The sequence below is a fragment of the Corynebacterium sp. LaCa_282 genome (assembly GCF_057198125.1).
Genome location: NZ_CP191095.1, coordinates 2,454,179 through 2,477,912 on the forward strand (window position 1 = coordinate 2,454,179; position 23,734 = coordinate 2,477,912).

The 23,734-nt window shown below is 59.9% G+C and carries 21 protein-coding genes and 1 pseudogene; 15 read left to right on the top strand and 7 right to left on the bottom strand.

Annotated features, from left to right (window positions below; genetic code table 11):
- The first annotated feature begins 65 nt into the window (after nt 1–65).
- Both ACP8KU_RS11530 and ACP8KU_RS11535 read left to right on the top strand, forming a co-directional pair.
- Nucleotides 66–2,651 (top strand): hypothetical protein, encoded by a 2,586-nt coding sequence (locus ACP8KU_RS11530; RefSeq protein WP_023028004.1) that lies wholly within the window; start codon nt 66–68, stop codon nt 2,649–2,651.
- Between the two features lies 1 nt (nt 2,652).
- On the top strand, nt 2,653–3,285 hold the full coding sequence (locus ACP8KU_RS11535; RefSeq protein WP_023028005.1) for an MOSC domain-containing protein: 633 nt from the start codon (nt 2,653–2,655) through the stop codon (nt 3,283–3,285).
- Between the two features lie 26 nt (nt 3,286–3,311).
- Here ACP8KU_RS11535 and ACP8KU_RS11540 read toward each other — a convergent pair whose 3' ends face one another.
- A complete protein-coding gene (locus ACP8KU_RS11540) occupies nt 3,312–4,532 on the bottom strand; it encodes an MFS transporter (protein WP_484483783.1) in 1,221 nt (406 codons plus the stop codon).
- Nucleotides 4,533–4,710: 178 nt separating this feature from the next.
- Nucleotides 4,711–6,186 carry an NAD-dependent succinate-semialdehyde dehydrogenase gene (locus ACP8KU_RS11545; protein ID WP_484483784.1) on the bottom strand — a complete coding sequence of 492 codons (1,476 nt, stop codon included), beginning with the start codon at nt 6,184–6,186 and terminating at the stop codon, nt 4,711–4,713.
- Between the two features lie 361 nt (nt 6,187–6,547).
- On the opposite strand from ACP8KU_RS11545, the gene ACP8KU_RS11550 reads away from it, so the two are divergent.
- Genes ACP8KU_RS11550 through trpA form a run of 6 tightly spaced genes read left to right on the top strand, consistent with a single transcriptional unit; the run spans nt 6,548 to nt 13,238 of the window.
- On the top strand, nt 6,548–8,074 hold the full coding sequence (locus ACP8KU_RS11550) for an anthranilate synthase component 1 (protein ID WP_023028008.1): 1,527 nt from the start codon (nt 6,548–6,550) through the stop codon (nt 8,072–8,074).
- Nucleotides 8,071–8,718, top strand: coding sequence for an anthranilate synthase component II (locus ACP8KU_RS11555; RefSeq protein ID WP_023028009.1), 648 nt, complete (start codon nt 8,071–8,073; stop codon nt 8,716–8,718). The genes ACP8KU_RS11550 and ACP8KU_RS11555 overlap by 4 nt, the downstream gene beginning before the upstream one ends.
- A complete protein-coding gene (gene trpD / locus ACP8KU_RS11560; RefSeq protein ID WP_484483785.1) occupies nt 8,718–9,737 on the top strand; it encodes an anthranilate phosphoribosyltransferase in 1,020 nt (339 codons plus the stop codon). Before ACP8KU_RS11555 ends, trpD begins: the two co-directional genes overlap by 1 nt.
- Before the next feature lie 23 nt (nt 9,738–9,760).
- Nucleotides 9,761–11,188, top strand: coding sequence for a bifunctional indole-3-glycerol-phosphate synthase TrpC/phosphoribosylanthranilate isomerase TrpF (gene trpCF, locus ACP8KU_RS11565; protein WP_484483786.1), 1,428 nt, complete (start codon nt 9,761–9,763; stop codon nt 11,186–11,188).
- Nucleotides 11,189–11,190: 2 nt separating this feature from the next.
- Nucleotides 11,191–12,393: a tryptophan synthase subunit beta gene (trpB, locus tag ACP8KU_RS11570; RefSeq protein ID WP_284609513.1), complete on the top strand. Its 1,203-nt coding sequence runs from the start codon at nt 11,191–11,193 to the stop codon at nt 12,391–12,393.
- A 2-nt stretch (nt 12,394–12,395) separates the two neighbouring features.
- On the top strand, nt 12,396–13,238 hold the full coding sequence (gene trpA, locus ACP8KU_RS11575; protein ID WP_284609512.1) for a tryptophan synthase subunit alpha: 843 nt from the start codon (nt 12,396–12,398) through the stop codon (nt 13,236–13,238).
- 96 nt (nt 13,239–13,334) lie between these two features.
- Here the strand turns inward: trpA and ACP8KU_RS11580 are convergent, their stop codons facing one another.
- Complete coding sequence (locus ACP8KU_RS11580; protein ID WP_005280439.1) at nt 13,335–14,546, bottom strand: dicarboxylate/amino acid:cation symporter; 1,212 nt, start codon at nt 14,544–14,546, stop codon at nt 13,335–13,337.
- Between the two features lie 206 nt (nt 14,547–14,752).
- On the opposite strand from ACP8KU_RS11580, the gene ACP8KU_RS11585 reads away from it, so the two are divergent.
- From ACP8KU_RS11585 to ACP8KU_RS11605, 5 genes are all read left to right on the top strand, one after another.
- A complete protein-coding gene (locus ACP8KU_RS11585) occupies nt 14,753–15,229 on the top strand; it encodes an SdpI family protein (RefSeq protein ID WP_034657984.1) in 477 nt (158 codons plus the stop codon).
- A gap of 306 nt (nt 15,230–15,535) precedes the next feature.
- A complete protein-coding gene (locus tag ACP8KU_RS11590; RefSeq protein ID WP_232018313.1) occupies nt 15,536–15,751 on the top strand; it encodes a catechol 1,2-dioxygenase in 216 nt (71 codons plus the stop codon).
- A 117-nt stretch (nt 15,752–15,868) separates the two neighbouring features.
- A complete protein-coding gene (locus ACP8KU_RS11595; RefSeq protein ID WP_278722912.1) occupies nt 15,869–16,234 on the top strand; it encodes a Rieske (2Fe-2S) protein in 366 nt (121 codons plus the stop codon).
- Nucleotides 16,235–16,365: 131 nt separating this feature from the next.
- Nucleotides 16,366–17,340: a bile acid:sodium symporter family protein gene (locus ACP8KU_RS11600; protein WP_284609511.1), complete on the top strand. Its 975-nt coding sequence runs from the start codon at nt 16,366–16,368 to the stop codon at nt 17,338–17,340.
- A gap of 6 nt (nt 17,341–17,346) precedes the next feature.
- Entirely contained in the window at nt 17,347–17,655 is a 309-nt protein-coding gene (locus ACP8KU_RS11605; RefSeq protein ID WP_034653711.1) for a hypothetical protein, read from the top strand.
- A gap of 11 nt (nt 17,656–17,666) precedes the next feature.
- Here the strand turns inward: ACP8KU_RS11605 and ACP8KU_RS11610 are convergent, their stop codons facing one another.
- Genes ACP8KU_RS11610 through ACP8KU_RS11625 form a run of 4 tightly spaced genes read right to left on the bottom strand, consistent with a single transcriptional unit; the run spans nt 17,667 to nt 20,803 of the window.
- A complete protein-coding gene (locus tag ACP8KU_RS11610; RefSeq protein ID WP_237792223.1) occupies nt 17,667–17,999 on the bottom strand; it encodes a branched-chain amino acid transporter permease in 333 nt (110 codons plus the stop codon).
- Nucleotides 18,000–18,731: an AzlC family ABC transporter permease gene (locus ACP8KU_RS11615; protein ID WP_284609510.1), complete on the bottom strand. Its 732-nt coding sequence runs from the start codon at nt 18,729–18,731 to the stop codon at nt 18,000–18,002.
- A 39-nt stretch (nt 18,732–18,770) separates the two neighbouring features.
- Nucleotides 18,771–19,367 carry a YqgE/AlgH family protein gene (locus ACP8KU_RS11620; protein ID WP_005280446.1) on the bottom strand — a complete coding sequence of 199 codons (597 nt, stop codon included), beginning with the start codon at nt 19,365–19,367 and terminating at the stop codon, nt 18,771–18,773.
- Nucleotides 19,367–20,803, bottom strand: coding sequence for a CCA tRNA nucleotidyltransferase (locus tag ACP8KU_RS11625; protein WP_005280447.1), 1,437 nt, complete (start codon nt 20,801–20,803; stop codon nt 19,367–19,369). Before ACP8KU_RS11625 ends, ACP8KU_RS11620 begins: the two co-directional genes overlap by 1 nt.
- Before the next feature lie 31 nt (nt 20,804–20,834).
- On the opposite strand from ACP8KU_RS11625, the pseudogene ACP8KU_RS11630 reads away from it, so the two are divergent.
- Together ACP8KU_RS11630 and ACP8KU_RS11635 are read left to right on the top strand one after the other, a co-directional pair.
- Nucleotides 20,835–21,497: pseudogene (locus ACP8KU_RS11630) on the top strand (NUDIX hydrolase); the annotation flags it as partial.
- Between the two features lie 89 nt (nt 21,498–21,586).
- Nucleotides 21,587–23,728 (top strand): hypothetical protein, encoded by a 2,142-nt coding sequence (locus ACP8KU_RS11635; RefSeq protein ID WP_284631272.1) that lies wholly within the window; start codon nt 21,587–21,589, stop codon nt 23,726–23,728.
- Nucleotides 23,729–23,734: the final 6 nt, after the last annotated feature.

Consider the following 23,734-nt stretch of genomic DNA (forward strand, 5'->3'; position numbering starts at 1 on the left):
AGCCTTCTTTTTGCCCTCTGCCTGCAGAATCCACATCTTTTCAAAAATGATCTAGGCTGGTGTAAATGAGCCAGGAGAAGTTTCGTAGCCAGCTATCATCTTTTCTAGACGCGGCGGTTTTTCAGGGGGTCCCGCATCTTCGCCTCGCGCCGGATACCGATACTTTAGAGCTTTACCTGCCAGCCGTAAGCGCGGCCTATGAACCAGAAGACCCGCAATGGACCGTGACCACGCAGCTATTGGATGGCACGGAGGTCACCCGCAAGTTTTATTACGTCGCCGGTGAAGAACCTGGCTTGTGGGTTTCCATGCCGCAGCCCTTTACCCACCTTGCCGTAACGTTTGCGGAGCAGACGCTGGAGTTTGCGGGTATTGCCAATGGTGGCCTGCTGCTCGATTCCGCGCACCGGCCCGTCGATAGCACGCAGCCCATCCCGCAGGGCGCGTACACCTTCATCGCACCGACCGGCACGCAGCTAACTCCCGCCCCGGATAGCCAGCCGCGCCCGCATGGCGCGTGGGAAGGCTGGTCCATCTTTGAGGTAGCGGCACAAGATTCCTTCTCCATCGCTGTGCCACGCCAGGACAAGGCCACCATCACCGTTGCGGAGGGCGCGGATTTTTCCTGGGATATGGCGGTCAAGTCCCTGCCCAACGCGCGCGGGTTGGACGGCGAGCTGGTGTACACGAAATCCCCACGCCTCTTGGTCAATACCCCACTGCACCTGCAGCTGACCTATGTCCCCATCGGTGGGGAAGAGGAGGAAATCTTAGAAGATGAGCTGCCGGAGGGAATCCATGAGGTTCTACCCGGCGACGTCTTCGAGGACCCCTGGGTGGGCCGGTACCGCTTTAGCCTGTTTAAGGGCGAAGAGCTTGTCGATGTCCACTATCTCAACTTTGCCGAAACCCTCCACATGCGCTCCAAGAACGAGGGGCCCCGCGGAACCAACTTCCGCTTCATCGATGCGCTGGGGAACCTGTCACCGTTTAGCTATGCTTTGGCCTCGTCCCCCGATAAGCCCATTCACATGGAAAAGGGCCAGCGCGTATTTGGGGAAGACGAATCGGTGCGCGAGGAGACCATCAGCAGCGAAGCCGGCTACGAGCTGACCTTTGAGGTCATCCCGGCGACCATCCGCACGCGCGTGAAGCGCACCGCGGCCGAGCCCGTGGATTATATGGATAAGCAGGTCATCCTGGCGGATCAGCTGGATGCGGATGCGCTCTTTACGGTGCACTCGCCGGAGCCGCTGCCGCTGGCGAAATTCGTGGTCATTGATAAGAACCAGAAGATCCGGGATCTCGTCACCGCCAATGGCTCAACGGAGGCGACGACGGCCCTCTCCGTGCCCAATCGCGCCCTCAAGGCCGCGCTGACCAAGAAGTCCTCGCTGGAGCTCTACCTCCTGTGGTCCACGCTGTCTTATGAGGAGTACCTGGAGGGCCTGCCGGATAAGGAGCGCGCGGCGCACCTTAAGCGCAGCATGGACCGCCGCGTGATGGAATACGAGGCAACCGCGGCAAGTGACCTGATCTATGCCGCCATCGCCACGGTGCGCAAGGCGCCACTGGTGGCCCGCGCCACCATCGAAGACGGCATTCTTATGCCCGAGCAAACCCACGAGGAAGAGGTGGAGCTTTTGGCGTGGGCATGGCCGCTTGGCAACCCCGCCAGCGAGCCGCTGCCCTTGGAGCCGGTAGAGGAGGGCTTCAAGCTACCGGAGGAATTGCACGAAGCGGGCGATCTCATCGTGGACTTCCGCGAGGATGAACCGGCCAGCGACCTCGCCGCCCCGCAGTACCCGCCGGCGAGCTCGCTCATTATCTTCCACGACGGCGAGAGTGAGAATACCGCCGGGACGTGGGAGACCTATGCCGCCCTGCGTCGCCTTGCCCCCAAGGCCAAGGAGACCTTCGAGGGCGTTATCAAGGACATCGAGGCCGATCCGCGCGCCAGCCTCGATGCGCTCATGCAGGTGGACTTCGAGCGCGGCCAGCGCATGCGCGCGTTGGTGCGCACGGGCCTGATCACCCGTTCCTTTAGCCGCGATGGGCAAGAGGCTGCGGATCCTTCTTCCGTGCTCGCCGCGCTTGCCGATGCCAACCAGGCCCACGTCGAACAGTCCGGCTCCCCCTCGCTGTGGCGGACGGCCACCACGGGAGTAGACGATGTCACCCGCCCCATGCTGCTCATGAGCGCCACCGGCGAGGCCCCAACGCCTGCAACGGACAGCTCGCAGCTGTGCGATGACGCCCACCGCATCGCCGCGCTGCGCGAGTGCTTCGATAACGACTTGGCGCTAACCCGCCTGGGAACCATGTCCAACCTGCGTTCTACCGCGCTGCAATTGCGGGTGACGCTGCAGCAATTGGGCGTTGATAAGTCGGTATTGCACACCCTGCTCGCCTTGGACGCCTTTGGGGAAGGAAACACGGATCTTGGCGGCTCTGCTTGGATGCCGTTTATTTCCTATGTCTTTGCCATTGCCGCACGTGGGGTGGCCAATGGGAAGCTGACGGATGCGGCCGTGGCCTCTGCGCTAGATAACGCCCTCCCGCAGCTAGCGGAGGCGGTCTCGCTGGCCCCAGAGCTGTTTTACCGGGATATTCTCACTGCGGAGGCCCTTACCCGCGACTACAGTGACTAATATGCAGGTTATTTCCACCAACGTCGCCGTACGCGGGCCAGATCCGAGCGGGAGGCATGAGTTTTCGGGCATCGACAAGCGCCCACAAGACTTCATCGATATCTCCGCTCCCGGCCCCAATTACGGCGATGGTTCTGGCGTGCGCGGCGATTCTATTGGCGATAGCGATCATCACGGTGGAAGTGACAAGGCCGTTTATGCCTATGCCCGCGAGGAATTGGATTATTGGGAGGATTCGCTGGGCCGCACGCTGGCTTCGGGGTCTTTTGGGGAGAACCTCACCACGCGCGGCATTGATCTGTCCGCGCTGCTTATCAATCAACGCCTCCACATCGGTACGACCACTCTCGAGGTCTCCGTACCCCGCCAGCCGTGCGCGACCTTTTCCGGCTGGGTGCAGGAGAAGGGCTGGCTCAAGCGGTGGACCGCGCGCGGTGATTGCGGCGTGTACTTCCGCGTCATTACGCTCGGGCGCATTTCTGCCGGGGATGCCATAACCTGTGGCCCCGCGCCCGCGCACGATATCACCATGCGCATGGCGTTTGCGGCCAAGATGGGGGACCGGGCGATGGCCCGGCGCGTGGTCGATGCCGAGTGCTTGCCGCCCCAGCACGCAAAAAAGCTCCGGGTATAAACCCGGAGCCAAAAATCTGTGTCACTTTAGGCCGGCTGCGTGCCCTCTTCGGCGCTGACGACGGGTGCCTTCGCCTTGGGGTAACGGCCGTGCACCATGTAGTAATACACCGCCGCGACGGCGATGAGGCCGGCGAGGATGAGGTACATCGTATCGAAGCCGGTGGCGCTCACGATGGGGCCAAGCCCGAAGGGTGCGAGGCCGATGCCGAAATCCATCAAGAGGAACATCGTGGAGATGCCCGCGCCTATTTGGGCGGCCGATACAGAGCGCACCGAGATGGCCTGGCAGGCGGGGCTTAGCGTGCCGTATCCCATGCCCGTAAACGCACCCGCGACCACGAGCATGACGTCATTGCTGGGAAAGCCCATGATGATAAGGGCGATGGCGAAAGAGACCAGGCCCAGGTACATGACCGAGTTATCGCCCTTGTGGTCCTGGATCCGGCCCAAGAAGAAGCGCATGATGAGCATGACTACGGCGTAGCCGATGAAAAAGAGCCCGGCACCGGTGGCAAGGTCTTCTTCGCGTGCATAGGCATTGAAGTAGGTGACCACGCCGGAGTAGGCGATGCCCACTAGGAGCATGAAAAAGCCGATCGGCAACACGTTGGGGTGCACCGCGTTGCGCAGCTTGAAGGCCGGCTTTTCCTCATCGAGTTCCGCCGGGTAGCGCAATACGAGCGCCAGCACGAGGGAGACGATATTGGACCCCAGGGCGACCGCGAAGAGGGTGTTATAGCCAATATTATTGGCCAAGAACAAGCCCACGGCTGGGCCGAAGGCGGTAGCCAGGGTCGTGCCGAGGGCGAAGTAGCCGGTGCCTTCCGCGCGGCGCTGCTGGGGGATGACGGACTGGGCGACGGCCATCAGCGCCGTCGAGGTTAGCGCATAGCCCGCGCCGTGAAGCAGGCGCACCAGGATCAGAACGGCCACGTTATGCGCCACGAAATAGCCCACCGTCACGATGCTGACGAAGGCCAGCGAGGTCAGAGCGGCGCGCTTTTGCCCCACGCGGTCCACCAACCAGCCGGAGACGATGCGCATGAATGTCGCGCCCAAAACGAAGGCGCTGGAGGCAAAACCACTGACGGTATCGGATGCCCCGAAGCTCTCGACGGCGTAGAGGGCCATGGTCGTCACAGTTAGGTAAAAGACAAGAAACTGGCCAAAATTAGCCACCCACGCCAAAAGGAACGTGGGTGTAATCAATGGCGGCTGAGCTGCCGCTGAATTCGTTATTGACAAAACTCACTCCAAATAAAAAATAAAAATCCTCCCAACCGCGCACGGCCCCAGAAGGGCCGCGTGCGGGGAGAAGGAAAGCAATCACAATTATGCGGGGAGTGAGTATACGCCGCGGGCACTTAATTGTTTAATCAAACGCGGTTATAAGAGCGTTCTAAACTGTGATTGCTGGGCGGTATTAGGCATTCGCATAAGGGTCGCGGATGCCCAAGTACTGCACGGTGGTGTATTCCGCAATGCCTTCCGCGCCGCCCTCGCGGCCCAAACCCGACTGCTTGACGCCACCGAATGGGGCGGCGGCGTTCGAAATAACGCCGGCGTTAAAGCCCATCAGGCCGAACTCCAAGCCATCGGCGACGCGCCAGAGACGATCGGAATCTTCGGTAAAGACATAGGACGCCAAGCCGTACTCGGTGTCGTTGGCGATCTCGAGTGCCTCTTCCTCGGTGCTGAAGGTGATAATCGGGGCGACGGGACCGAAGATCTCTTCCTGAGAAACGCGTGTTTCACGTGAAACATTGCTAATGACGGTCGGCTCATAGAAGTAGCCGTCGCCGCCTGCCCGCTTGCCGCCGGTAAGGATGGTGGCGCCCTTCTCGGCGGCATCGTCCACGAGGCCGGAGACGCTATCGAGGGCCTTAGGCTCGATGAGCGGGCCACAGGTCACGCCCTCATCCATGCCGTTGCCCAGCTTGAGCTTCTTAAACTCCGCGACGAGCTTTTCAGAGAACTCTTCAGCCACGGATTCGTGGACCAAGAAGCGGTTGGCCGACGTGCAGGCCTCGCCGATATTGCGCATCTTGGCGCCCATAGCGCCCTTGACCGCCTGATCGATGTCTGCATCTTCAAAGACGATGAACGGCGCATTTCCGCCGAGCTCCATGGAGGTGCGCAATACGTTATCGGCCGCACCCTTCAGCAGGGTCCTGCCCACTGGGGTGGAGCCGGTGAAGGAGAGCTTGCGCAGGCGGGCATCGGCAAGCAGCGGCTCCGAAATAGCGGAGGCGGACTTGCCGGATACGACGTTGAGCACACCCTTGGGCAGGCCCGCATCGAGCATGGTCTGCGCGAAGTACTGCGCGGTGAGGGGAGTAAGCTTCGCCGGCTTGAGCACCATCGTGCAGCCCGCTGCCACCGCGGGGGCCACCTTGCGGGTCGCCATCGCGAGCGGGAAGTTCCACGGGGTAATCAACAGGCAGGGGCCCACCGGCTTGCGGCGGGTGATCATCCGCAATGTACCTTCGGGAACGGTTGCGGTGCGGCCATAATCGCGCACCGCTTCTTCGCTAAACCAACGGAGGAACTCCCCGCCGTAGGTGACCTCACCCTTGGACTCCGCGATGGGCTTGCCCATCTCAAGGGTCATCAGCGCGGCGAAGTCTTCCGCGCGCTCCTGCACGAGTTCGAAAGCCCGGCGCAAGATCTCTGCGCGCTCGCGCGGCGTGGTGCGGGCCCACTCATCCTGGACGGCGCAGGCGGCATCCAGGGCGGCAGTGGCATCCTCCCTGTTCGCGGAAGCAAGCGTCGCGAGCTTCTCGCCCGTGGCCGGGTTTTCCACGTCGAAAGTCTCCCCGGAGGTGGAGTCGCGCCACTCACCACCGATGAGCAACTGGGTAGGAACCTTTGCAATTACCTCTTCGATATTGATGCTCATAACCATCACCTTTCTTGGAAATATAGACTTACACCACACTACTCCGATTTCGGCTTGGATCGACGTGGTTCAAAGTCGAGCTCCTTAGGTCGCTTTCGGGCGACACATAAAAGACGCATAAGAACCGGTTTGAATATTTTTCATTTGTTTCTTCCGCCCTATAGAAATTTAGGCTAGGCTAGTGCGCATGAAGAAAATGACTACTCGTTGGTGGTGGCGCGCGTAACTCGCGGGCCTTTCTTCGCAACCCATTTTTAGGCTCGCTTTCTGCGGGCCTTTCGGCGTTTTCAGTGCCTTCTGCTCGCGGATACTACGGGTCCCTCGCACTCTGTACCTCAGTTACTCCCGAAAGGGCACTGCAATGACATACACCGCCACCCGCGATATCGCCTATTGCCGGGATGCCTCGGCGTTATTTCATAGCTTAGCGCGACCGAGCGATTCCTTATTATTGGAAAGCGCGGATATTGAAACCAAGAAGAACCTCACGTGCCTCGCCGTGCTCGATGCCGCGGCCAAAGTGACCTGTACCGGCCAGCGGGTTCGCGTACTCGCGCTCAGCCCGGCGGGGGAGCGGCTTATCTCCATGCTGCAATCGCGCTTCGCAGACCGAATTGTTTCACGTGAAACCACGGAAATTGTCTTTGAGTTTTCGCCCTCCAACGAGTCCGATGAACGGCAACGGCTCCTGGATGAATCGACGGCCGATATCCTCCGCGCGCTGCAGCGCGATGATTCGTATTCCTCGCCCCTGTTGCCCTTCGTCGCCGGAGGCTTTGCCTATGACTATTTGGCCACCTTTGAAAACCTGCCCGAGGTAGGCGAGGGGCCTAATACGTTTCCCGATTATGAATTCCTCGTCGCCCAGACCGTCCTTGCGGTGGACCACCTAACACAGACGGCGCGCGTAGAGGGATGGGATATCGACCGAGCCCGCTTGGAAGACAGGCTCGATGCGCTTGCCGCCACGCCCATCACCGCCATAGAGGATCCGGCGCCAGGCCAAACCGCAGGGACCCTGGCGGCGACCGCGGATATTGACGATGCCGCTTTTTGCGAGCAGGTAACGCGGCTCAAGGGAAATATTGACTCTGGCGATATTTACCAGGTCGTCCCCGCCCGCACCTTCACGGTGAACTGCCCCGATGCCTTCGCGGCCTATCGCCAGCTCCGGGAGACCAATCCTTCGCCGTATATGTTCTATCTGCGGGGAGAAGATTACGAGCTTTTCGGCGCATCACCGGAATCTAATCTGAAATTTGACCCCGCGACTCGGCAGGTGGAGCTCTATCCCATCGCCGGAACCCGGCCCCGCGGGCTCAACCCGGATGGCACGATCAACGATGAGTTGGATATCCGCAACGAGCTAGAAATGCGCACGGATACCAAGGAGCTAGCCGAGCACACCATGCTGGTGGATCTCGCGCGCAATGACCTCGCCCGCGTGGCAAAGCCCAGCACTCGGCGAGTGGCGGACCTGCTCCAAGTGGATCGCTATTCGCGGGTCATGCACTTGGTTTCCCGCGTGACCGCCACCTTGCACGAGGACTTCGATGCCCTCGATGCCTACCGCGCCTGCATGAACATGGGAACGTTGACCGGCGCGCCCAAGCTGCGCGCCAGCGAGCTCATCCGGCAGGCCGAACACAAGCGCCGTGGCTCCTACGGCGGCGCGGTGGGGTACCTGCGCGGCGACGGCGCCATGGATACCTGCATTGTCATTCGCTCCGCCTTCGTGCACCGCGGTACGGCCGCCGTCCAAGCCGGTGCCGGGGTGGTGCACGATTCCGTCCCCCATTCCGAAGCCGATGAAACCCTGCACAAGGCCTATGCCGTTCTCCACGCCATTGCCCTCGCGCACAACGCCACCCTGGAGGTACAGCGATGAATTCACCGCACGTGGTCTTGCTCGATAACCACGATTCCTTTGTCTATAACCTCGTCGATGCCCTCGCCGGTTACCGCACCACCGTCTACCGCAACAGCGTCTCCGTCGCGGAGGTGCTGGCGGCCGAGCCCGATATTATTGTCCTTTCCCCAGGCCCCGGCCACCCGCGCGACGCTGGCTGCATGATGGAGCTTATTGATGCCACCTTGGGCACCATTCCCATCCTCGGCGTCTGCTTGGGCTTCCAGGCGCTGCTGGACTACCACGGTGGCGGGGTAGGGCCGTGCGGCCCCGTGCACGGCAAGTCCATGCCCATGACGCTTACCGATGCCGGCGCCGCCCACCCAGTCTTCGCCGGCCTAGCCACCGATGCCGATCCCGCCCAACCCGGCGTCCCCGGCACCCAGGTCCCGGTGGCCCGGTACCACTCCTTGGGGTGCACCCACGTGCCAGCCGGCATGCGGGTGCTCGCGGAGACGGAAGCAGAGATTGGGACCATCGCCATGGCCGCCGAGACAGACGATGGCATGGCGCTGGGCATGCAATTCCACCCCGAGTCGATCCTCTCGCCTCGTGGCCCAGACATGCTGGACCGCTGCATCCACCGACTATCCACTCATCCCACTACGGAGCTAAAAGACTAATGACGAACCAGAACCCGCTGAAAACACTGCAAGCCTTTTTGGATAATCCCGCGCCCACCGTGGAGGAGACCACCGAGGTCTTCACCCCGGTTGCCGTGGGCGATTATGACGATATTCAGATCTCCGCGCTGCTGACCCATATCCGTACCCGCGGCGAAACCCTCGCGGATATCACGGGTGCCGCCAAGGCATTCCTGAAAGTTGGCCACCCCTTTCCCATTACTGGTGAGGGCCTCATGGACTCCGCAGGAACCGGTGGCGATGGCGCGAATACCATCAATATCACGACCGCCGCCTCCTTGGTTGCCGCCGCTGGGGGAGTGAGGATGGTCAAGCACGGCAACCGGTCCGTTTCCTCCAAGTCCGGTTCCGCCGATGTGCTCGAGGCGCTAAATATTCCGCTGGACCTCGACGTGGACCGCGCCGTCCGACAATTCGAGGCCTCCAACTTCACCTTCCTCTTCGCTCCGGCCTACAACCCCGCGGTGGCTCACGTGCAACCGGTGCGCAAGGCGCTCGGGGTCTCCACCATCTTCAATACCTTGGGCCCCTTGCTCTCCCCGGGCCGCCCAGAGCTACAGATCATGGGCATCGCCAATCCCTCCCAGGGCCCCATGATCGCGGAGGTCTTCCGGGAGCTGGGGCGCAGGCGGGCGCTCGTCGTCCACGGCGCCGGTACCGATGAGATCGCTACCCACGGCACCACGCAGGTTTGGGAGCTGAAAGATGGCGAGATTTCGCACTATGAGCTGCCGCCGGAGGAGTTGGGTATCGCCAAGCATGAGCTCAGTGAGCTCGCCGGTGGGGACGGGCAGGATAATGCCGAGCACGTGCGCGCCATCTTCAATGGTTCGGGCAAGCCGGCGCACTATGATGCGGTCGCGGCATCGGCTGGAGCGATGTTTTATCTGGATGGCACCACGGCCTCGATTGCAGAGGGCGTCGCCCACGCCAAGGGGCTCATCGATAGCGGGGAAGTGGACCGCTGGCTGCGCACCCACGAGCAAGCGGAATACTAAGAAGGCCACACGAGGGAAAAGAAATGACAGAACAGAAACTGCCGACGGTGCTCGAGGGGATTGTGGCGAAGCGCCGCACCCACCTTGCCGGCATTCGCGAGCGCATCGCCCACGTAGATGTGGACAAGCTTGAGCCGTCCCAACGTTCGCTTTTTGCCGCGCTCAATGGCACTAACCGCTTCATCATGGAGTGCAAATCCGCGTCGCCATCCCTCGGAATGATTCGCGAGGATTACCGCCCCGGCGAAATCGCGCGCGTCTATTCCCGCTATGCGGATGCCATTTCGGTGCTGTGCGAGCCCGAGCGGTTCGGCGGGGATTACGATCACCTCCAGACCGTTGCCCAGTCCACGCACCTGCCGGTATTGTGTAAGGATTTCATCGTCGATCCGATTCAGGTCTATGCTGCGCGCTACTACGACGCGGATGCAATTTTGCTCATGATGTCCATCGTGGATGATGAGACCTTTGCGCAGCTGAAGTTTTTGGCGGATGAGTTGGGGCTCGATGTTCTGACTGAAGCCATCACCAAGGATGAGGTGGACCGCGCGCTGTCCTTCGGGGTGGAGATCATCGGCATTAATAACCGCAACCTCCATGACTTGAGCATCGACCTCTCCCGCACCGAGCAGCTCGCCAGGTACGTGCCTAACGATAAAGTCGTCGTTTCCGAATCCGGCATCCGCGATAACCACACCGTCCGGCGCTTGGGTGCCCACGCCAATGCCTTCCTCGTCGGCTCCCAGCTGACCTCCCACGAGGACATCGACCGCGCCGCCCGGGATCTGCTCTTTGGCGCGAATAAGGTCTGCGGACTCACAGCCGCCTCCACCGCCCAAGCCGCCCGCGCCGCCGGTGCCCGCTACGGAGGGCTCATCTTCGCTCCGGATTCCCCGCGCAATGTTTCACGTGAAACCGCCGAGAAATTCATCGCCGCCGAACACGGCTTGGACTACGTAGCCGTGACCCGCAGCGACGACCCCGCCGAATTGCGAGAGATAGCGGCAACCCGTGGGCTGTCCGGAATTCAGTTGCACGCCCCATTCCAAGGCAGCGTGGATGGAGAGCTAGCTTTGATCGACCGTACCCGCGCGGCCCTCGCGGACACCGACGCAGAATTAGTCTGGCGGGCCATCGATATGACCAACCCCCAGTGGGTAGAAATGGCGTCTCAACTCGCCGGACGGGTTGACCGCCTCGTGCTCGACTCGGGTAGGGGAGGCACCGGCCAAAGCTTTGATTGGGCGGCGATCCCGGAAGACATCAAAGCCCACAGCCTCCTGGCCGGGGGCCTCAACCTCGACAACCTGAATGGCGCGCTCCGCGTGGGAACCGCGGGGCTCGACCTGAATTCAGGATTAGAAACGCGCCCTGGGGACAAAGACGCCGCCCTGATATCGCAAGCCTTCCGCACCATCCGATTATTCAACCAACCTGACAAGAAAGATTAACCATGCCCGATTCACGTGAAACACTCCTTCCCGCATACTTCGGGGAATTCGGCGGACAATACGTCCCGGAATCCCTCATCCCCGCATTGGATCAATTGGAGCAGGCTTTTGTCGATGCCCAGAATGATCCCAGCTTCCGCGAAGAACTCGCCGGATTGCTGCGCGACTACCTGGGTCGTCCGACCCCCGTTACCGAGGTAAAAAAGCTCGGCGGGAAAGCGCGGATCTTCCTAAAGCGCGAAGACTTCGTCCACGGCGGGGCCCATAAGACCAACCAGGTCCTCGGCCAAGCCCTCCTGGCCAAGCGGATGGGCAAGAGGCGAATCATTGCCGAGACCGGTGCGGGCCAACACGGCACGGCAACAGCATTAGCCTGTGCGCTGCTCGATCTCGAGTGCGTGGTCTACATGGGCGCCAAGGATGTCCAGCGCCAGCAGCCCAACGTCTTCCGCATGGAGCTTATGGGTGCAAAGGTCGTCCCCGTCGATACCGGCTCCGGGACGTTGAAGGATGCCGTCAACGAGGCACTGCGCGATTGGACCGCTACTTTCCATGAGTCGCATTACCTGCTCGGCACCGCGGCCGGCCCACACCCATTTCCCACCATCGTGCGCGAATTCCACCGCGTCATTTCTACCGAAGCCAAGGCGCAGCTCATTGAGAAAACGGGTGGCCTGCCCGATCTCGTCGTCGCCTGCGTGGGCGGCGGCTCCAACGCCATCGGCATGTTCGCGGACTTCATCGACGAGGACGCGGTGGAATTGGTCGGCGCCGAGCCAGGCGGTGCTGGCCTCGATTCCGGGGAGCACGGGGCCACCATTAACAATGGCACGGTGGGCATCCTCCACGGCGCACGCAGTTACCTCATGCGCAATTCTGACGGCCAGGTGGAAGAATCCTATTCCATCTCCGCCGGCTTGGACTACCCCGGCGTGGGCCCACAGCACGCGCACCTTCACGCAACCGGCCGAGCGAAATACGTGGGAATCACGGACGCCGAAGCCCTAGAGGCCTTCCAACTGTTGTCCAAAAAGGAGGGCATCATTCCCGCGCTCGAATCCTCCCACGCCCTGGCCTATGCCCTGAAGCGCAAGGACGAGGACATCACCATCCTCGTCTCACTTTCCGGCCGCGGCGATAAGGACATCGACCATGTCCGCCACACCTTGGAATCCCACCCCGAACTGCAACTCAAGGAGAACTAATCATGGGCAGCCGTTACGATAAACTTTTTGCCGCGTTGCGTGAGAAGAATGAGGGCGCGTTTGTCCCTTTCATCATGCTGGGCGATCCAACTCCTGAGGCGAGCGTGGATATCATCCGCACCGCAGTCGCCGCTGGGGCGGATGCCCTCGAGCTCGGCGTTCCCTTCTCGGACCCGGTGGCGGATGGTCCTACCATCCAAGCCTCGCACATCCGCGCCCTCGATGGGGGAGCGAGCCTGGATAGCGCTTTGGATCAGGTCCGAAAGATTCGTTCCGAGTTCCCCGATTTGCCCATCGGCATGTTGATCTATGGCAACGTTGCCTTCGCCCGCGGGGTGGAGCAATTCTATGCGGAGTTCGCGGAAGCTGGCGCCGATAGCATTTTGCTTCCCGATGTCCCCGTGCGCGAAGGCGCCCCTTTCATCGCCGCGGCAAAGGAAGCTGGAATCGACCCCATCTTCATCGCACCCGCGCGGGCCGCTGAACGCACGCTTGCCGGCGTCGCCAAATATTCGCAGGGATATATTTACGCGATCTCCCGCGATGGCGTGACGGGAACCGAGAAAGAATCTGAGACCACTGGCCTCGACGAGGTGGTTGCCAGCATTCAGCGGTTCGATGGACCTCCGGTCTTACTCGGTTTCGGTATCTCTTCACCGCAGCACGTCGCCGATGCCATCGCCGCAAACGCCGCGGGCGCCATTACCGGATCCGCGATCACCAAGATCATCGACCGCCATGTTTCACGTGAAACCGGTGCCGCTGGGACGATCGAGGATGCCGATGCCTTGCACGCTGAGCTGACCGACTTCATCTCCGCGATGAAGGAAGCGACCAAGAAATAGTGCCTTTTAAAAGGTAGCAGCGCACGAAAGAGCCCCTGGCTTCCTCCCACATTTGTTGGGTGGGGAAGCCAGGGGGCGCAAATGTTTCACGGGAAACTAGGCCGCAGTCTCCGCCTCTTCGTCGTTCAGGGTATCGACCTTGTCGCGGGCGAACTTATCGACGACCATCGCAATGGCACCATCGCCGGTAACGTTCGCTGCAGTGCCGACGGAGTCAATCGCAATATAAGCGGCGATCATCAGCGCCACCATTCCGTCATCGAAGCCCATCATGTCCGCCAAGAGGCCAACGGCCACCATAACGGCACCACCCGGAACACCTGGAGCGGCGATCATCATGATTCCCAGCAAGAAGATAAAGCCAAGACCGGTGCCAGTGCTGATATCCATATTCGCCATGAAGACGATGGCGAAGGCATAGAGCGTCAGCTTCATCATCGAGCCGGACAGGTGAATCGTCGCGCACAACGGGATCACAAAGCTCGCGACCGGCTTCGAGATGCCGTTTCGCAAGCTGGATTCCAAGGACACCGGGATGGTCGCAGCAGAAGAAGACGTACCCAATGCAGTGAAGTATGCCGGCAGCATATTCCGCAGCGCCTTAAACGGATTCTTACCTGCAATGGCCCCGGCGACCACATACTGGAGTACGAGGTACACCAGCGTCATGACCACGGCCAGGATCAGGACCTTCGCGAAGGCAGAAAGGACATCGCCAATATTGCCGTTCATACCCAGGCCAAGGAACATGCCGAAGATGTAGAACGGCAAGATGGGAATAACGAATCCCCAAATGACCTTAACCACCACATTTTCCAGTTCCTTGGTGACGGTATAGAGCGTATCGGACTTGACCGTCGTCATGGCGACGCCAATGCAGAAAGAAAGCAGGAGCGCCGTCATCACTTCAAACGGTGGTGCCATCTCCACCTCGAAATAAGGCGAGAGAGAGCCCTCATCCACGTCCGACACGTTGGTCACTAGGGTCTGGCCCGCCAACATCGAGGGGTAAAGCCACTTTGCCAGGCCATAGGCAATCAAGCCCGAGAGAATGGTGGAACCGTAGGCAATGCCCGCCGTAACCCCCAACCATTTTCCTGCGCCCTTGCCAAGACCGGCGATCGCCGGGGCGACAAGGGCGAAAATCAGCACAGGAATGAAGAAGTTGAGGAAGTTTCCAAAGAGCCCGTTGAAGGTCGCAAATGCTCGACCAAACCACTCCGGGGCAAAGAGGCTAAAGACAATGCCAAGCACGATGGCGAGAACGATGCGGAAAAGGAGAGAGTCCGCTATTTTCTTGAGGTTCATGCAATCACAATCAGGTTAGGTGTTCCCAGTCCGGGGACTCACTTGGGTGCGGTCCAACGGAAGGAGAGACAGCGTGGTGCGGGTGCAAAATCGAACGAATATCTATCGGTCGATCCAAAATGAATATTACCCGAGGCACCTTATATTTAAGACACCAGCCCCGTAGCTTAATTTCCAATCTCGCCCTGCAGGATTAGACTGTGGATATGGTCGCAGTGGGAATCATATTTTTAATCCTTGCCGTATTCCTTATCGCGGTGGGCGCACTCGCCGCCACCAAGCGGTTGCCCGGCAATAAATACATCGGCTTGCGCTTACAAGAGATCCGAAAATCACGTGAAGCGTGGGATAATGCCCACGCCGTTGCGGGGCCCTTCTGGGCCCTTGGCGGAGTCTCATTGCTTTTCGGCGGCGTCGTAGCTTTTCGTGCAGAAGGTTGGATGTGGCTTATTCCGGTCACGACTTTCGTAATCGCCATCCTCGCGCTTTCCGTCGGCTCAAACCTTGGCTCCCGCGCGGCATTTCTTTATGAGCAAGCGCATGCCGATGAGGACGGTTGTGGCGATAGCTGCAACTGTGGCTCCGGCGGCTGCGGTGGGGAAGAGGCGGCCACAGACTCCGCCGCTCAACCCGAGGTTGATCTGGGTGCCCTCCGCCAGGCCGCCCGCCACTCTGATAATTAAATAACTAGCTTTCGAGTTTTTCTCCCTCCCGTTCCTGTCCGGCAATCACGTCACACAGGTACGGGGCAGGGAGATTTTTTATGACACTGTGACGTTATTACTCCAACCACGGTGTCGCACACTTTTCGTCACAGCTAAATTAAGTAGGGGGTATTTAACGAAACCTACCTATGTTGGACTCCATCTATAGTGGCGTGCCACAACCTACGGGGATTCCTGTGGGAATTCCTAGAACTCGCATAGAGGTTCCGCAGAGCTCGGCTCCGCCACTACACCTAGAGCGGGGAAGAGTAGACAATGGGAGGCATGAAGAAAACCACAGCCCTCGCCGCAATCGCCGTCTCCACTTTTAGCATTGGTTCCTATGTCACCGACTCCCACCGCGTCGAACCTGAATCGCACGCCGCAGGAGGGGACGGGCCACATCCCATCGTTAATGACTTAGGTCTAGATTCCGGCACCTATGAACTCACGCCCACCGAGGCCGGGCCGGTCGCAACCTGGAACGGCAACCTGTCCTAATTTCGTGTTTCACGTGAAACCTACACAGAACCATTTCACTTTAGCTGCTCCGACATATGATTAACCGTTGCCGAAATCATGTACCGGCCGTGAACCATTCAGGATAGAGTAGAGGCTATGACTATCTGTTCGCGTCGCATGTTCTTGCTCGGATCCGCTACGACTTTCGCAGGTGCATACCTCGCGGCCTGCGGCTCAGAACCGTCCGCAGAAATCGCGGCAACGGACATTCCAGTAGGCTCCGGAATCATCGTCGACGGGGTTATCTTCACGCAGCCGAAAGAAGGGGAGTTTAAGGCCTACTCCCAAACCTGCCCGCATCAACAAAATCCCATCACGGAGATCGACGGCATGACCGCCACCTGCCCGGCGCATCATACGTCCTACAACCTGCAGGACGGCTCAGTCATCGAAGGGCCAGGCCGGGACCCGCTCAAAGAGTACGAAGTAAGCCAAGAAGGCTCGAAGATCTCCACCGCATAGATACACGCCGGCATATCACGTTCTATACCCATGGTTTCACGTGAAACCATGCGGCTTAAGAAGAGCACAGGGCCGAAAATTATCCCCACTACCTTTCGTGGAACCCAGCGGGACGGTTTACACTTTGGGTCATGCTGCACAGACTCAAAAAGCCGGATCCCCTCATCGTCCTCATCCTTGCGGCCGTGGCAATCGCGATCATTGCACCGGCCCGCGGCACCTTTGCTGACGTATTTGGGAACCTGACGAATGTGGCGATCGCGCTCTTGTTCTTCCTCTACGGCGCGCGCTTATCCACGCAAGAGGCTATAAACGGGCTTAAGCACTGGCGGCTCCACGTCACGATCCTCGCGTTCACTTTCTTGATTTATCCCCTCATCGGTCTGGCCCTGCGTCCCCTCACCGAGTTCATCACTGACGATATGTACATGGGGATCCTATTCCTCACGCTGGTCCCGTCCACCGTGCAGTCCTCGGTGGCTTTTACCTCCATTGCCAAGGGAAACGTATCTGGAGCAATCGTCTCCGCCTCAACCTCCAACTTGGCCGGCGTCTTCATCACGCCCGTCCTGGTCATGTTGCTCATGGGTACTGGTTCCGGCCTTCATATCGATACCTCGGTCTTTGGGGAAATCTCCCTCTTGCTACTCGCTCCATTCATATTGGGGCAATTAACCCGGCGCTGGATTGCGGACTTCGCTCAGAGCAAGGCCACAAAGGTGGTGGACCGCGGCTCCATTGCCATGGTGGTCTATTCGGCCTTTTCTAAGGGCGTGGTCGATGGAATTTGGTCCTCCATCTCTGTCTGGGAGATCGTGTTCCTCGTGGTTTTCGCCGCAGCCTTCGTCATCTTCATGTTGTGGCTGACGCGGTTTATCTCCAGAAAACTAGGATTCTCACGCGCCGATATCATCGCTATCCAATTCTGCGGATCCAAGAAGTCCTTGGCCACTGGCCTTCCCATGGCCTCGGTCATCTTTGCCTCAGGGTCAACATCGCTCGGGCTATTGATCCTCCCGCTCATGATTTACCACCAGGTGCAGCTAATGATCTGTTCTGTGTTGGCCTCCCGGTACGCGCAGGAGGACGAGGAGCAACTACACTAAGTGCCCATGGCTAATTACCTTTATGTGCGCACCGAACTGACCGTCCCGGGAGTGGGCTCAGCGGTCCACCTCGCAGAATTAGAAGAACACGACGCCCAGCGCTGCCGCATGCACCGAATGATCGCTTTGGATCCCGCGGATTCCGTGGTCGGCGTAGCAACCCCTAATAGTTCCACGGGAAACGTGGACACGCCGCAGGAAGTGGTTCCGCACCCCGATACCTACGATGAGTTCCCGGATATTAGCGCCCGCTACATGGACCAAGAACAATTTGAGGCGTTGTGGACGGAAGCTACCACCAAGTTTGGGCTTTAGCTAAGAGCGGGCTACAGCACCACGTTCACCAGCAGCATGTAGAACGCGGTACCGCCGAAGATGGATAATCCGGAATCCCGCTTCCACTTGTGCAGTCCGGCAGTGACCAGCACGCCCAAGAGCACCGGCCACAGGCCGCCGGTGCCATCCGCCTGTCCGGCAACGGCATAGACCACCAAGATGGTCATGACGCCTACGGGCATCATCAAGCCCAGCAGCGAAAAGAACTCGCTGTCCTTCATCCACTTCTTTGCGGAGAAGGGAAGCTCCCGCAATAAGACGGTTACGATGCCTACAGGGATGAGCACTGCAGCAATCGTGCCTAAACTGACTCCGTCCGGCATTTAGTTATCCTCCTTCACGGTCGTGGAGGGAAGGGGCTGCAGTCGCCAGGTAAGCGCGTTATCCACGCGAGGCGATAGGTAGCGAATGATGAGCAATAAGAAATAGGCGCTCAGAGAGACCATTAGCAGCTGCCCTGGGGTAATGAATGCGGCGAGGATGCCCAAGGCCGCGGCCGATAGCGGGAGGGACAGATCCTGATTATTGCGGAAGGAGTCCATCGCTAGAACGACGAATAGGGCGACGAGGGCAAATTCCATTCCCTCGACGGAAGAGGGGATTACCTGGCCGGCGAGCGCGCCAACGATCCCGCCGCCTACCCACAGAATTTGGCAAAAGATTTGTATGCTCAAAATGCGGGTGCCGGTAGGCCGCTCCTCGCGCGGGAGCGCCGAGACGATGGCATACGTTTCATCCGTGAGGGCATAGGTGGAATAGGCCTTGCCCACGGGGGAATTAATCCGTTTGCGGGGGAACGTTAGCCCATAGAAGATATGGCGGAAATTCACCATAAACCCGGTAAGGAGCGAGGACAGCGCGGAGACACCACCGGTAACCATGGAAATGGCGAGAAACTCCATTGAACCGGCGTAGATAACGATGGAAAATATGGGCGTCCACCACCAGCTAAAGCCGGATTGCACCATCAAGAGGCCAAAAGCCAAGCCCAATGGAATTAGCCCGAGAGCCGCCGCCCACGTGTCTTTAATGCCCTTGTGGATTTCCTCGCGCATACGGGTCAGTGTAACCGATCACATACCGGCCGCTAGGAATTAATTATCATCCACATTCACGGGATAGGTGGAATACAGCGGCAGGGGCATTGGCTGGCGTTTCATGACATCGGCCCAAAGATCGGCCGGGCCTGGGGCCACGACATCCTGTGCTAGGGCGGGTGCTACGAACCATTCACCGGCCTCGATTTCTTCCTCCAGCTGCCCGGGACCCCACTCGGCGTAGCCGGCGAACATGCGCATGCCGGTGACCAGTGGCTCGATATCTTCCGGGTTGGAGCGCAAATCCACGTGCGCTAGACGCGGTGCGAGGCGGTTGAGTTGTTCTTCTTTATCTGGGTCCACGCCTTGCTTGGTCTGCGCCAGGCCCACGACGGATTGCTGGTTGAGCGGACCACCGATATACAGCGCCTGCGGTTTGGCAACGACGGACATCCACTCTGGAAGCACGTTAAAAATGGCCACTTCTGAGCGCTTGGTGAGGTCCACGCCAAAGGTCATCATGTCATTGTGCTCAACCAATAAGATAACGGAGCGGGCGAATTCCGGGGACAGCATCCCTGGGGCGGACACGAGTAGTTGCCCTGGGGCGGGATCGTTGCGCTCGAGGGCATTAAATAATCTATCGGCAAACATCACTGTTTAGACTCCCACCACTGGCGCAACTTCGCAATAGCTTCTTCCCGCTCGAGGGGGCCGTACTCCAGGCGCATTTCCTTCAAATAGGACCAAGCCTGTCCCACTTCGGGCCCAGGGGAGAGGCCCAAAATCTCCATGATCTCGTTGCCATCTAGATCCGGGCGCACCCGTGCGAGGTCTTCCTTGCGGCCGATCTCTGCGATTCGCTCCTCCAATTGGTCATAGGTTCGCTGCAAACGCCGCGCCTTCTTGGCATTGCGGGTGGTGCAATCGGCGCGCACCAGCTTGTGCAGGCGGGGGAGGAGGTCACCGGCATCATTGACGTAGCGCCGCACGGCAGAATCGGTCCATTGATTTTCCCCGAAACCGTGGAACCGCATGTGCAGGTAGACCAATTGGCCAATATCTTCCGTCGTGGCCTTGGGGTATTTCAGCTTCCGCAGGCGCTTGCGCGTCAGCTTGGCGCCCACCACCTCGTGGTGGTGGAAGGAGACCTTACCGTCGGTGTTATCGAAGGTATCGGGCTTGCCGATGTCATGCAGCAACGCCGCCCACCGCAAAACCAGGTCCGGGCCGTCTTCTTCTTGATCCATGGCCTGGCGCAGCACCTTCAGCGAGTGCGCATAGACATCCTTGTGCTGGGCGTGCTCGTCCGTGGTCATGCGCAGGGCAGGGATCTCCGGGAAGATGTAATCCGCAATCCCGGTATTGACCAGCAGGTCGATGCCATCCCACGGCGCTTTGCCGCACATGAGCTTATCCAACTCCACTTGGACGCGCTCTACCGTGATGCGCTGAATCTCTGCCGCCATATCGCGCATAGCGGCTACCACGCGGTCTGCCACGTGAAACTCCAATTGGGATGCAAAGCGCGCGGCGCGCAGCATCCGCAGCGGATCATCGTGGAAGGAGATTTCCGGTTTATCCGGTGTATCGAGCACCTTATTGGCCACATCGTGGAGGCCGCCGAGGGGATCGTGGAACTCAAAGGTGGCATCGGCAAGCAGCTCAATGGCCATGGCGTTGACCTTGAAATCGCGCCGCACCAGATCGCCCTCCAGGCTATCGCCGTAGATGACCTCGGGGTTGCGGGACTGCCCATCATAGGAATCGGAGCGGAAGGTGGTGATTTCTATCTGTTGGCCCTTGTACACGGCGGACACGGTGCCATAGGCAATGCCGGTATCCCATACCGTTTCGGCCCACTCATCCAGGATTTCCTTGACCACCTCCGGGCGCGCTGGGGTGGTGAAGTCCAGATCATTGCCCAAGCGGCCGAGGAGTGCATCGCGCACCGAGCCGCCCACGAGGTAGAGGGCATGTCCGCGCGCGCTGAATTTGTCTACCAGCCCGCTCAATAAGCCACTGAGCGAGTTCACGGTAGACTCCGCGCGCGCAAGAACGCCGATTAACTGAGTGTCCTGAAAATTCACGGGTGAGAGTCTACTACGATTGGCAGGGATGACTAACCAAGAACAAGGCTCCGCGCAAGGCCCCTCCAAAGGAGGCGGCCGTAGCCGTAATCGGCGCCGGCGCCGGCGGCGGCCGGATAACCGCACGCGCCGCAACACCCAGCAGCGCAGGCAGCAACGCGGCGGCAATAATCACGGCACCTCCACCGTCATGGAGACCCGCGATGAGACTTCTGCGGGCGGGCTCGTAATCTCCGGGCTGGCCGAGTGCGTCGACGGCAACGGTAAGGCGGACCTGTCCCGCGTCTACGTAGCGCTGATTGGGCGCTTAGACCGCCGCGGGCGTTTATTGTGGTCCATGCCCAAGGGGCACGTGGAAAATGACGAGGCCAAGGAGGTCACCGCAGAGCGCGAGGTATGGGAAGAAACCGGTATTTCTGGCGAGGTTTTCGCTGACCTCGGCGTGATCGATTATTGGTTCGTTTCTGATGGCGTCCGCATTCACAAGACGGTGCACCACCATCTGCTGCGCTTTGTGGACGGCATCATGAACGATGAGGATCCAGAGGTTACCGAGGTGTCCTGGGTTCCCGTTTCTGAACTCATCGAGCACTTGGCGTACGCGGACGAACGCAAGCTCGCGCGCATCGCGCACGATCTCCTCCCCGATCTCGCACGAAAGGAAGCCGACGCAGGGAAAGCGACCCCACGCTAATGCACCAGCGCCTGAAATCACTCGCCGCGGCTGGCGGTTGCGCGGTACTCGCCGGTTGGGGATTGTTCCTACCAAACGCGGCGGCCCAAATGGACTCTGCTCCGGACAAGCAGATGGATATCCAGGCTTGGCTGGGCGCGCGCGGCCCGGAGCGCGCCGATCTGGATCTTATCGATGCCCAGCCCTTTACCGTAGGCACTGACCTGCGGCTGCGCTTCCGCGTGCACAACCCCACCGATCAGCCCTTAGAAGATCTGCAGATAACTAGTCGGCGCGGCGATAGCGTGGCTAATGCGGCAGAAGCGCGGACGGAAATGGCCACCGGTGATTTTCCTTACTACGGCCCTGGCATGACCACCGCGCCGCTGCAACCAGGGGAAACCCGGGAATTAAGCTTTACCGTACCCAGTGGATTGGATGCCGAGCGCACCTTGGCCATCAATGAACCGGGCGCCTATCCGCTGCTCTTTACCCTGACCGGCACCCTCGAGGGCGATGCGGTGAGTCTGGCGGAAGAGCGCTTTGTGGCCCAATTCTCTGACGAGGGCCCCACGGATGCCAAAGATGCCGCGGCACCGGAGGAAGCGGCACCGGAAGAAGATGACGCCGAAGCCGAGGATTCCCAACCCCACGATCTCACTGTGGTCTATCCCATCAGCGCGAACCTGGACATCGTCCCCGGCGGGCTTGGGGGAGAAGAGCTCATCTTGTCCTCGGATGATTTGGGGCATGAGCTACACAAAGGCGGCCGCCTCGATAGGTTGGTTTCTACCTACCAAGATCATGATCTGCAGGGAGCGGGCTGCGTGGCCATCGATCCCGCGCTGCTCGATACCGTCAACCGCATGGCGCAAGGCTATACGGTCAATTCCACCCGCCCCGCGCAGGGCGATCGCCCCAAGCGCCTGCGCGATTCCTGGTCGCGGGGCAGTGACGATGACAAGGGAGTGCCGGGTGAGGCAAAAAATGACGCCGAGCGGTGGCTGGAGCGCCTGCGCGAGTTGGATTGTTTCATCGCCATGCCTTGGGCCAATGCGAATGCCTCTGCGGTGGCACGGGCCAATAATCCCGCCCTTCTCTTTGAGGGTTTGCAGCGCGGCAATCAAACCATTGAGCGCATCCTGAGCAAGGCACCGGCCAGCAATATCTTGGCGGTAGGTTCCGGTTATATTGACCAAAAATTGCCGGTGCCATCCCTGGTTGCGGATAATTCGAACTGGTCCGGCGAGGCCGCGACTTTCGATGCCTCCCTTGGCGCCCTGCTATCCCAAACCGGCTCCAAGCCGCAGACGGTTGGCTATTCCAACCCGGAGCTGCGCTATGACTACGCCAAAGATTCTGCTCTGTCTCGCGCCATCACGGGCGGGGCGGCCCTCAGCCTCGCGGGTGGGGAAGATACCGTGGCCAAGCTTCCCAACTACTTAGACCCAAGCGCGGCCGAGCATGCACTCGACGCCGCGGAAGAACTGCTCGACTCCGGCCACTCCCGTCCCCGTGGGATCAGCACAGTGGAATTGCAGCAGGGCGATCCGAACGCTCCCACCGGCAGCCCCTTTATCGATCCGGCCGTCTTTTCGGAACCCGAATTGGCCCGCGTTGAGCAACAGGCGCGCTATACCGATGAGCTGATGAATATCGTGGTGGATGACCCTGATATCACCATGACGCGCTCTGAATTCGTGCTGCCACTGCGCCGCGATCTCCTCAATTCCTTATCGCTTCATAATCGCGATAGCTTGAGCACCCACGCCGCAGCGCGCCAGTCCTTTTCCCGCACCATGGAGATGCACTCCAATACGCTGCGGGATCTGCGCGATTCCGTCTCCCTCATCCCGCCGGGCAATGTTTATACTCGCGTATCTGAGTCATCGCCGCTGCTCATCGTGGCCGAAAATGGCCTGCCATTGCCGGTGGAGGCGAAGCTGCAATACGATGCCCCCGATGGCGCGCGGCTCAACACGCCCAAAAGCGTCCGTATTCCCGCTAAGGGCTCTATTACTGTATCCATGACCGCTGATATGCCGAAGGACGCGGATCGCACGGACATTGGGCTGTGGCTGGCCACTCCTAAAGACCAGACCATTTCGCAGCCCATCACTATCTCGGTGCAGACACGTGCCGGTATCGTAACCTTATACGCTGCCGGCATAGCCGGCGCTCTTGCGCTGGTTTTGGCTACGCTCTTTCGGCTTGGCCGTCACCGACGCAAAAATCACAAGGCTGAAAAGTAAAAGTTG

What these genes read in the sequence shown, in the direction of transcription:
- ACP8KU_RS11530 (WP_023028004.1), top strand. Translation starts at nt 66, where the DNA reads ATGAGCCAGGAGAAGTTTCGTAGCCAGCTATCATCTTTTCTAGACGCG.
- ACP8KU_RS11535 (WP_023028005.1), top strand. Translation starts at nt 2,653, where the DNA reads ATGCAGGTTATTTCCACCAACGTCGCCGTACGCGGGCCAGATCCGAGC.
- ACP8KU_RS11545 (WP_484483784.1), bottom strand. Translation starts at nt 6,186, where the DNA reads ATGAGCATCAATATCGAAGAGGTAATTGCAAAGGTTCCTACCCAGTTG.
- ACP8KU_RS11550 (WP_023028008.1), top strand. Translation starts at nt 6,548, where the DNA reads ATGACATACACCGCCACCCGCGATATCGCCTATTGCCGGGATGCCTCG.
- ACP8KU_RS11555 (WP_023028009.1), top strand. Translation starts at nt 8,071, where the DNA reads ATGAATTCACCGCACGTGGTCTTGCTCGATAACCACGATTCCTTTGTC.
- trpD (WP_484483785.1), top strand. Translation starts at nt 8,718, where the DNA reads ATGACGAACCAGAACCCGCTGAAAACACTGCAAGCCTTTTTGGATAAT.
- trpCF (WP_484483786.1), top strand. Translation starts at nt 9,761, where the DNA reads ATGACAGAACAGAAACTGCCGACGGTGCTCGAGGGGATTGTGGCGAAG.
- trpB (WP_284609513.1), top strand. Translation starts at nt 11,191, where the DNA reads ATGCCCGATTCACGTGAAACACTCCTTCCCGCATACTTCGGGGAATTC.
- trpA (WP_284609512.1), top strand. Translation starts at nt 12,396, where the DNA reads ATGGGCAGCCGTTACGATAAACTTTTTGCCGCGTTGCGTGAGAAGAAT.
- ACP8KU_RS11580 (WP_005280439.1), bottom strand. Translation starts at nt 14,546, where the DNA reads ATGAACCTCAAGAAAATAGCGGACTCTCTCCTTTTCCGCATCGTTCTC.
- ACP8KU_RS11585 (WP_034657984.1), top strand. Translation starts at nt 14,753, where the DNA reads ATGGTCGCAGTGGGAATCATATTTTTAATCCTTGCCGTATTCCTTATC.
- ACP8KU_RS11590 (WP_232018313.1), top strand. Translation starts at nt 15,536, where the DNA reads ATGAAGAAAACCACAGCCCTCGCCGCAATCGCCGTCTCCACTTTTAGC.
- ACP8KU_RS11595 (WP_278722912.1), top strand. Translation starts at nt 15,869, where the DNA reads ATGACTATCTGTTCGCGTCGCATGTTCTTGCTCGGATCCGCTACGACT.
- ACP8KU_RS11600 (WP_284609511.1), top strand. Translation starts at nt 16,366, where the DNA reads ATGCTGCACAGACTCAAAAAGCCGGATCCCCTCATCGTCCTCATCCTT.
- ACP8KU_RS11605 (WP_034653711.1), top strand. Translation starts at nt 17,347, where the DNA reads ATGGCTAATTACCTTTATGTGCGCACCGAACTGACCGTCCCGGGAGTG.
- ACP8KU_RS11610 (WP_237792223.1), bottom strand. Translation starts at nt 17,999, where the DNA reads ATGCCGGACGGAGTCAGTTTAGGCACGATTGCTGCAGTGCTCATCCCT.
- ACP8KU_RS11615 (WP_284609510.1), bottom strand. Translation starts at nt 18,731, where the DNA reads ATGCGCGAGGAAATCCACAAGGGCATTAAAGACACGTGGGCGGCGGCT.
- ACP8KU_RS11620 (WP_005280446.1), bottom strand. Translation starts at nt 19,367, where the DNA reads ATGTTTGCCGATAGATTATTTAATGCCCTCGAGCGCAACGATCCCGCC.
- ACP8KU_RS11635 (WP_284631272.1), top strand. Translation starts at nt 21,587, where the DNA reads ATGGACTCTGCTCCGGACAAGCAGATGGATATCCAGGCTTGGCTGGGC.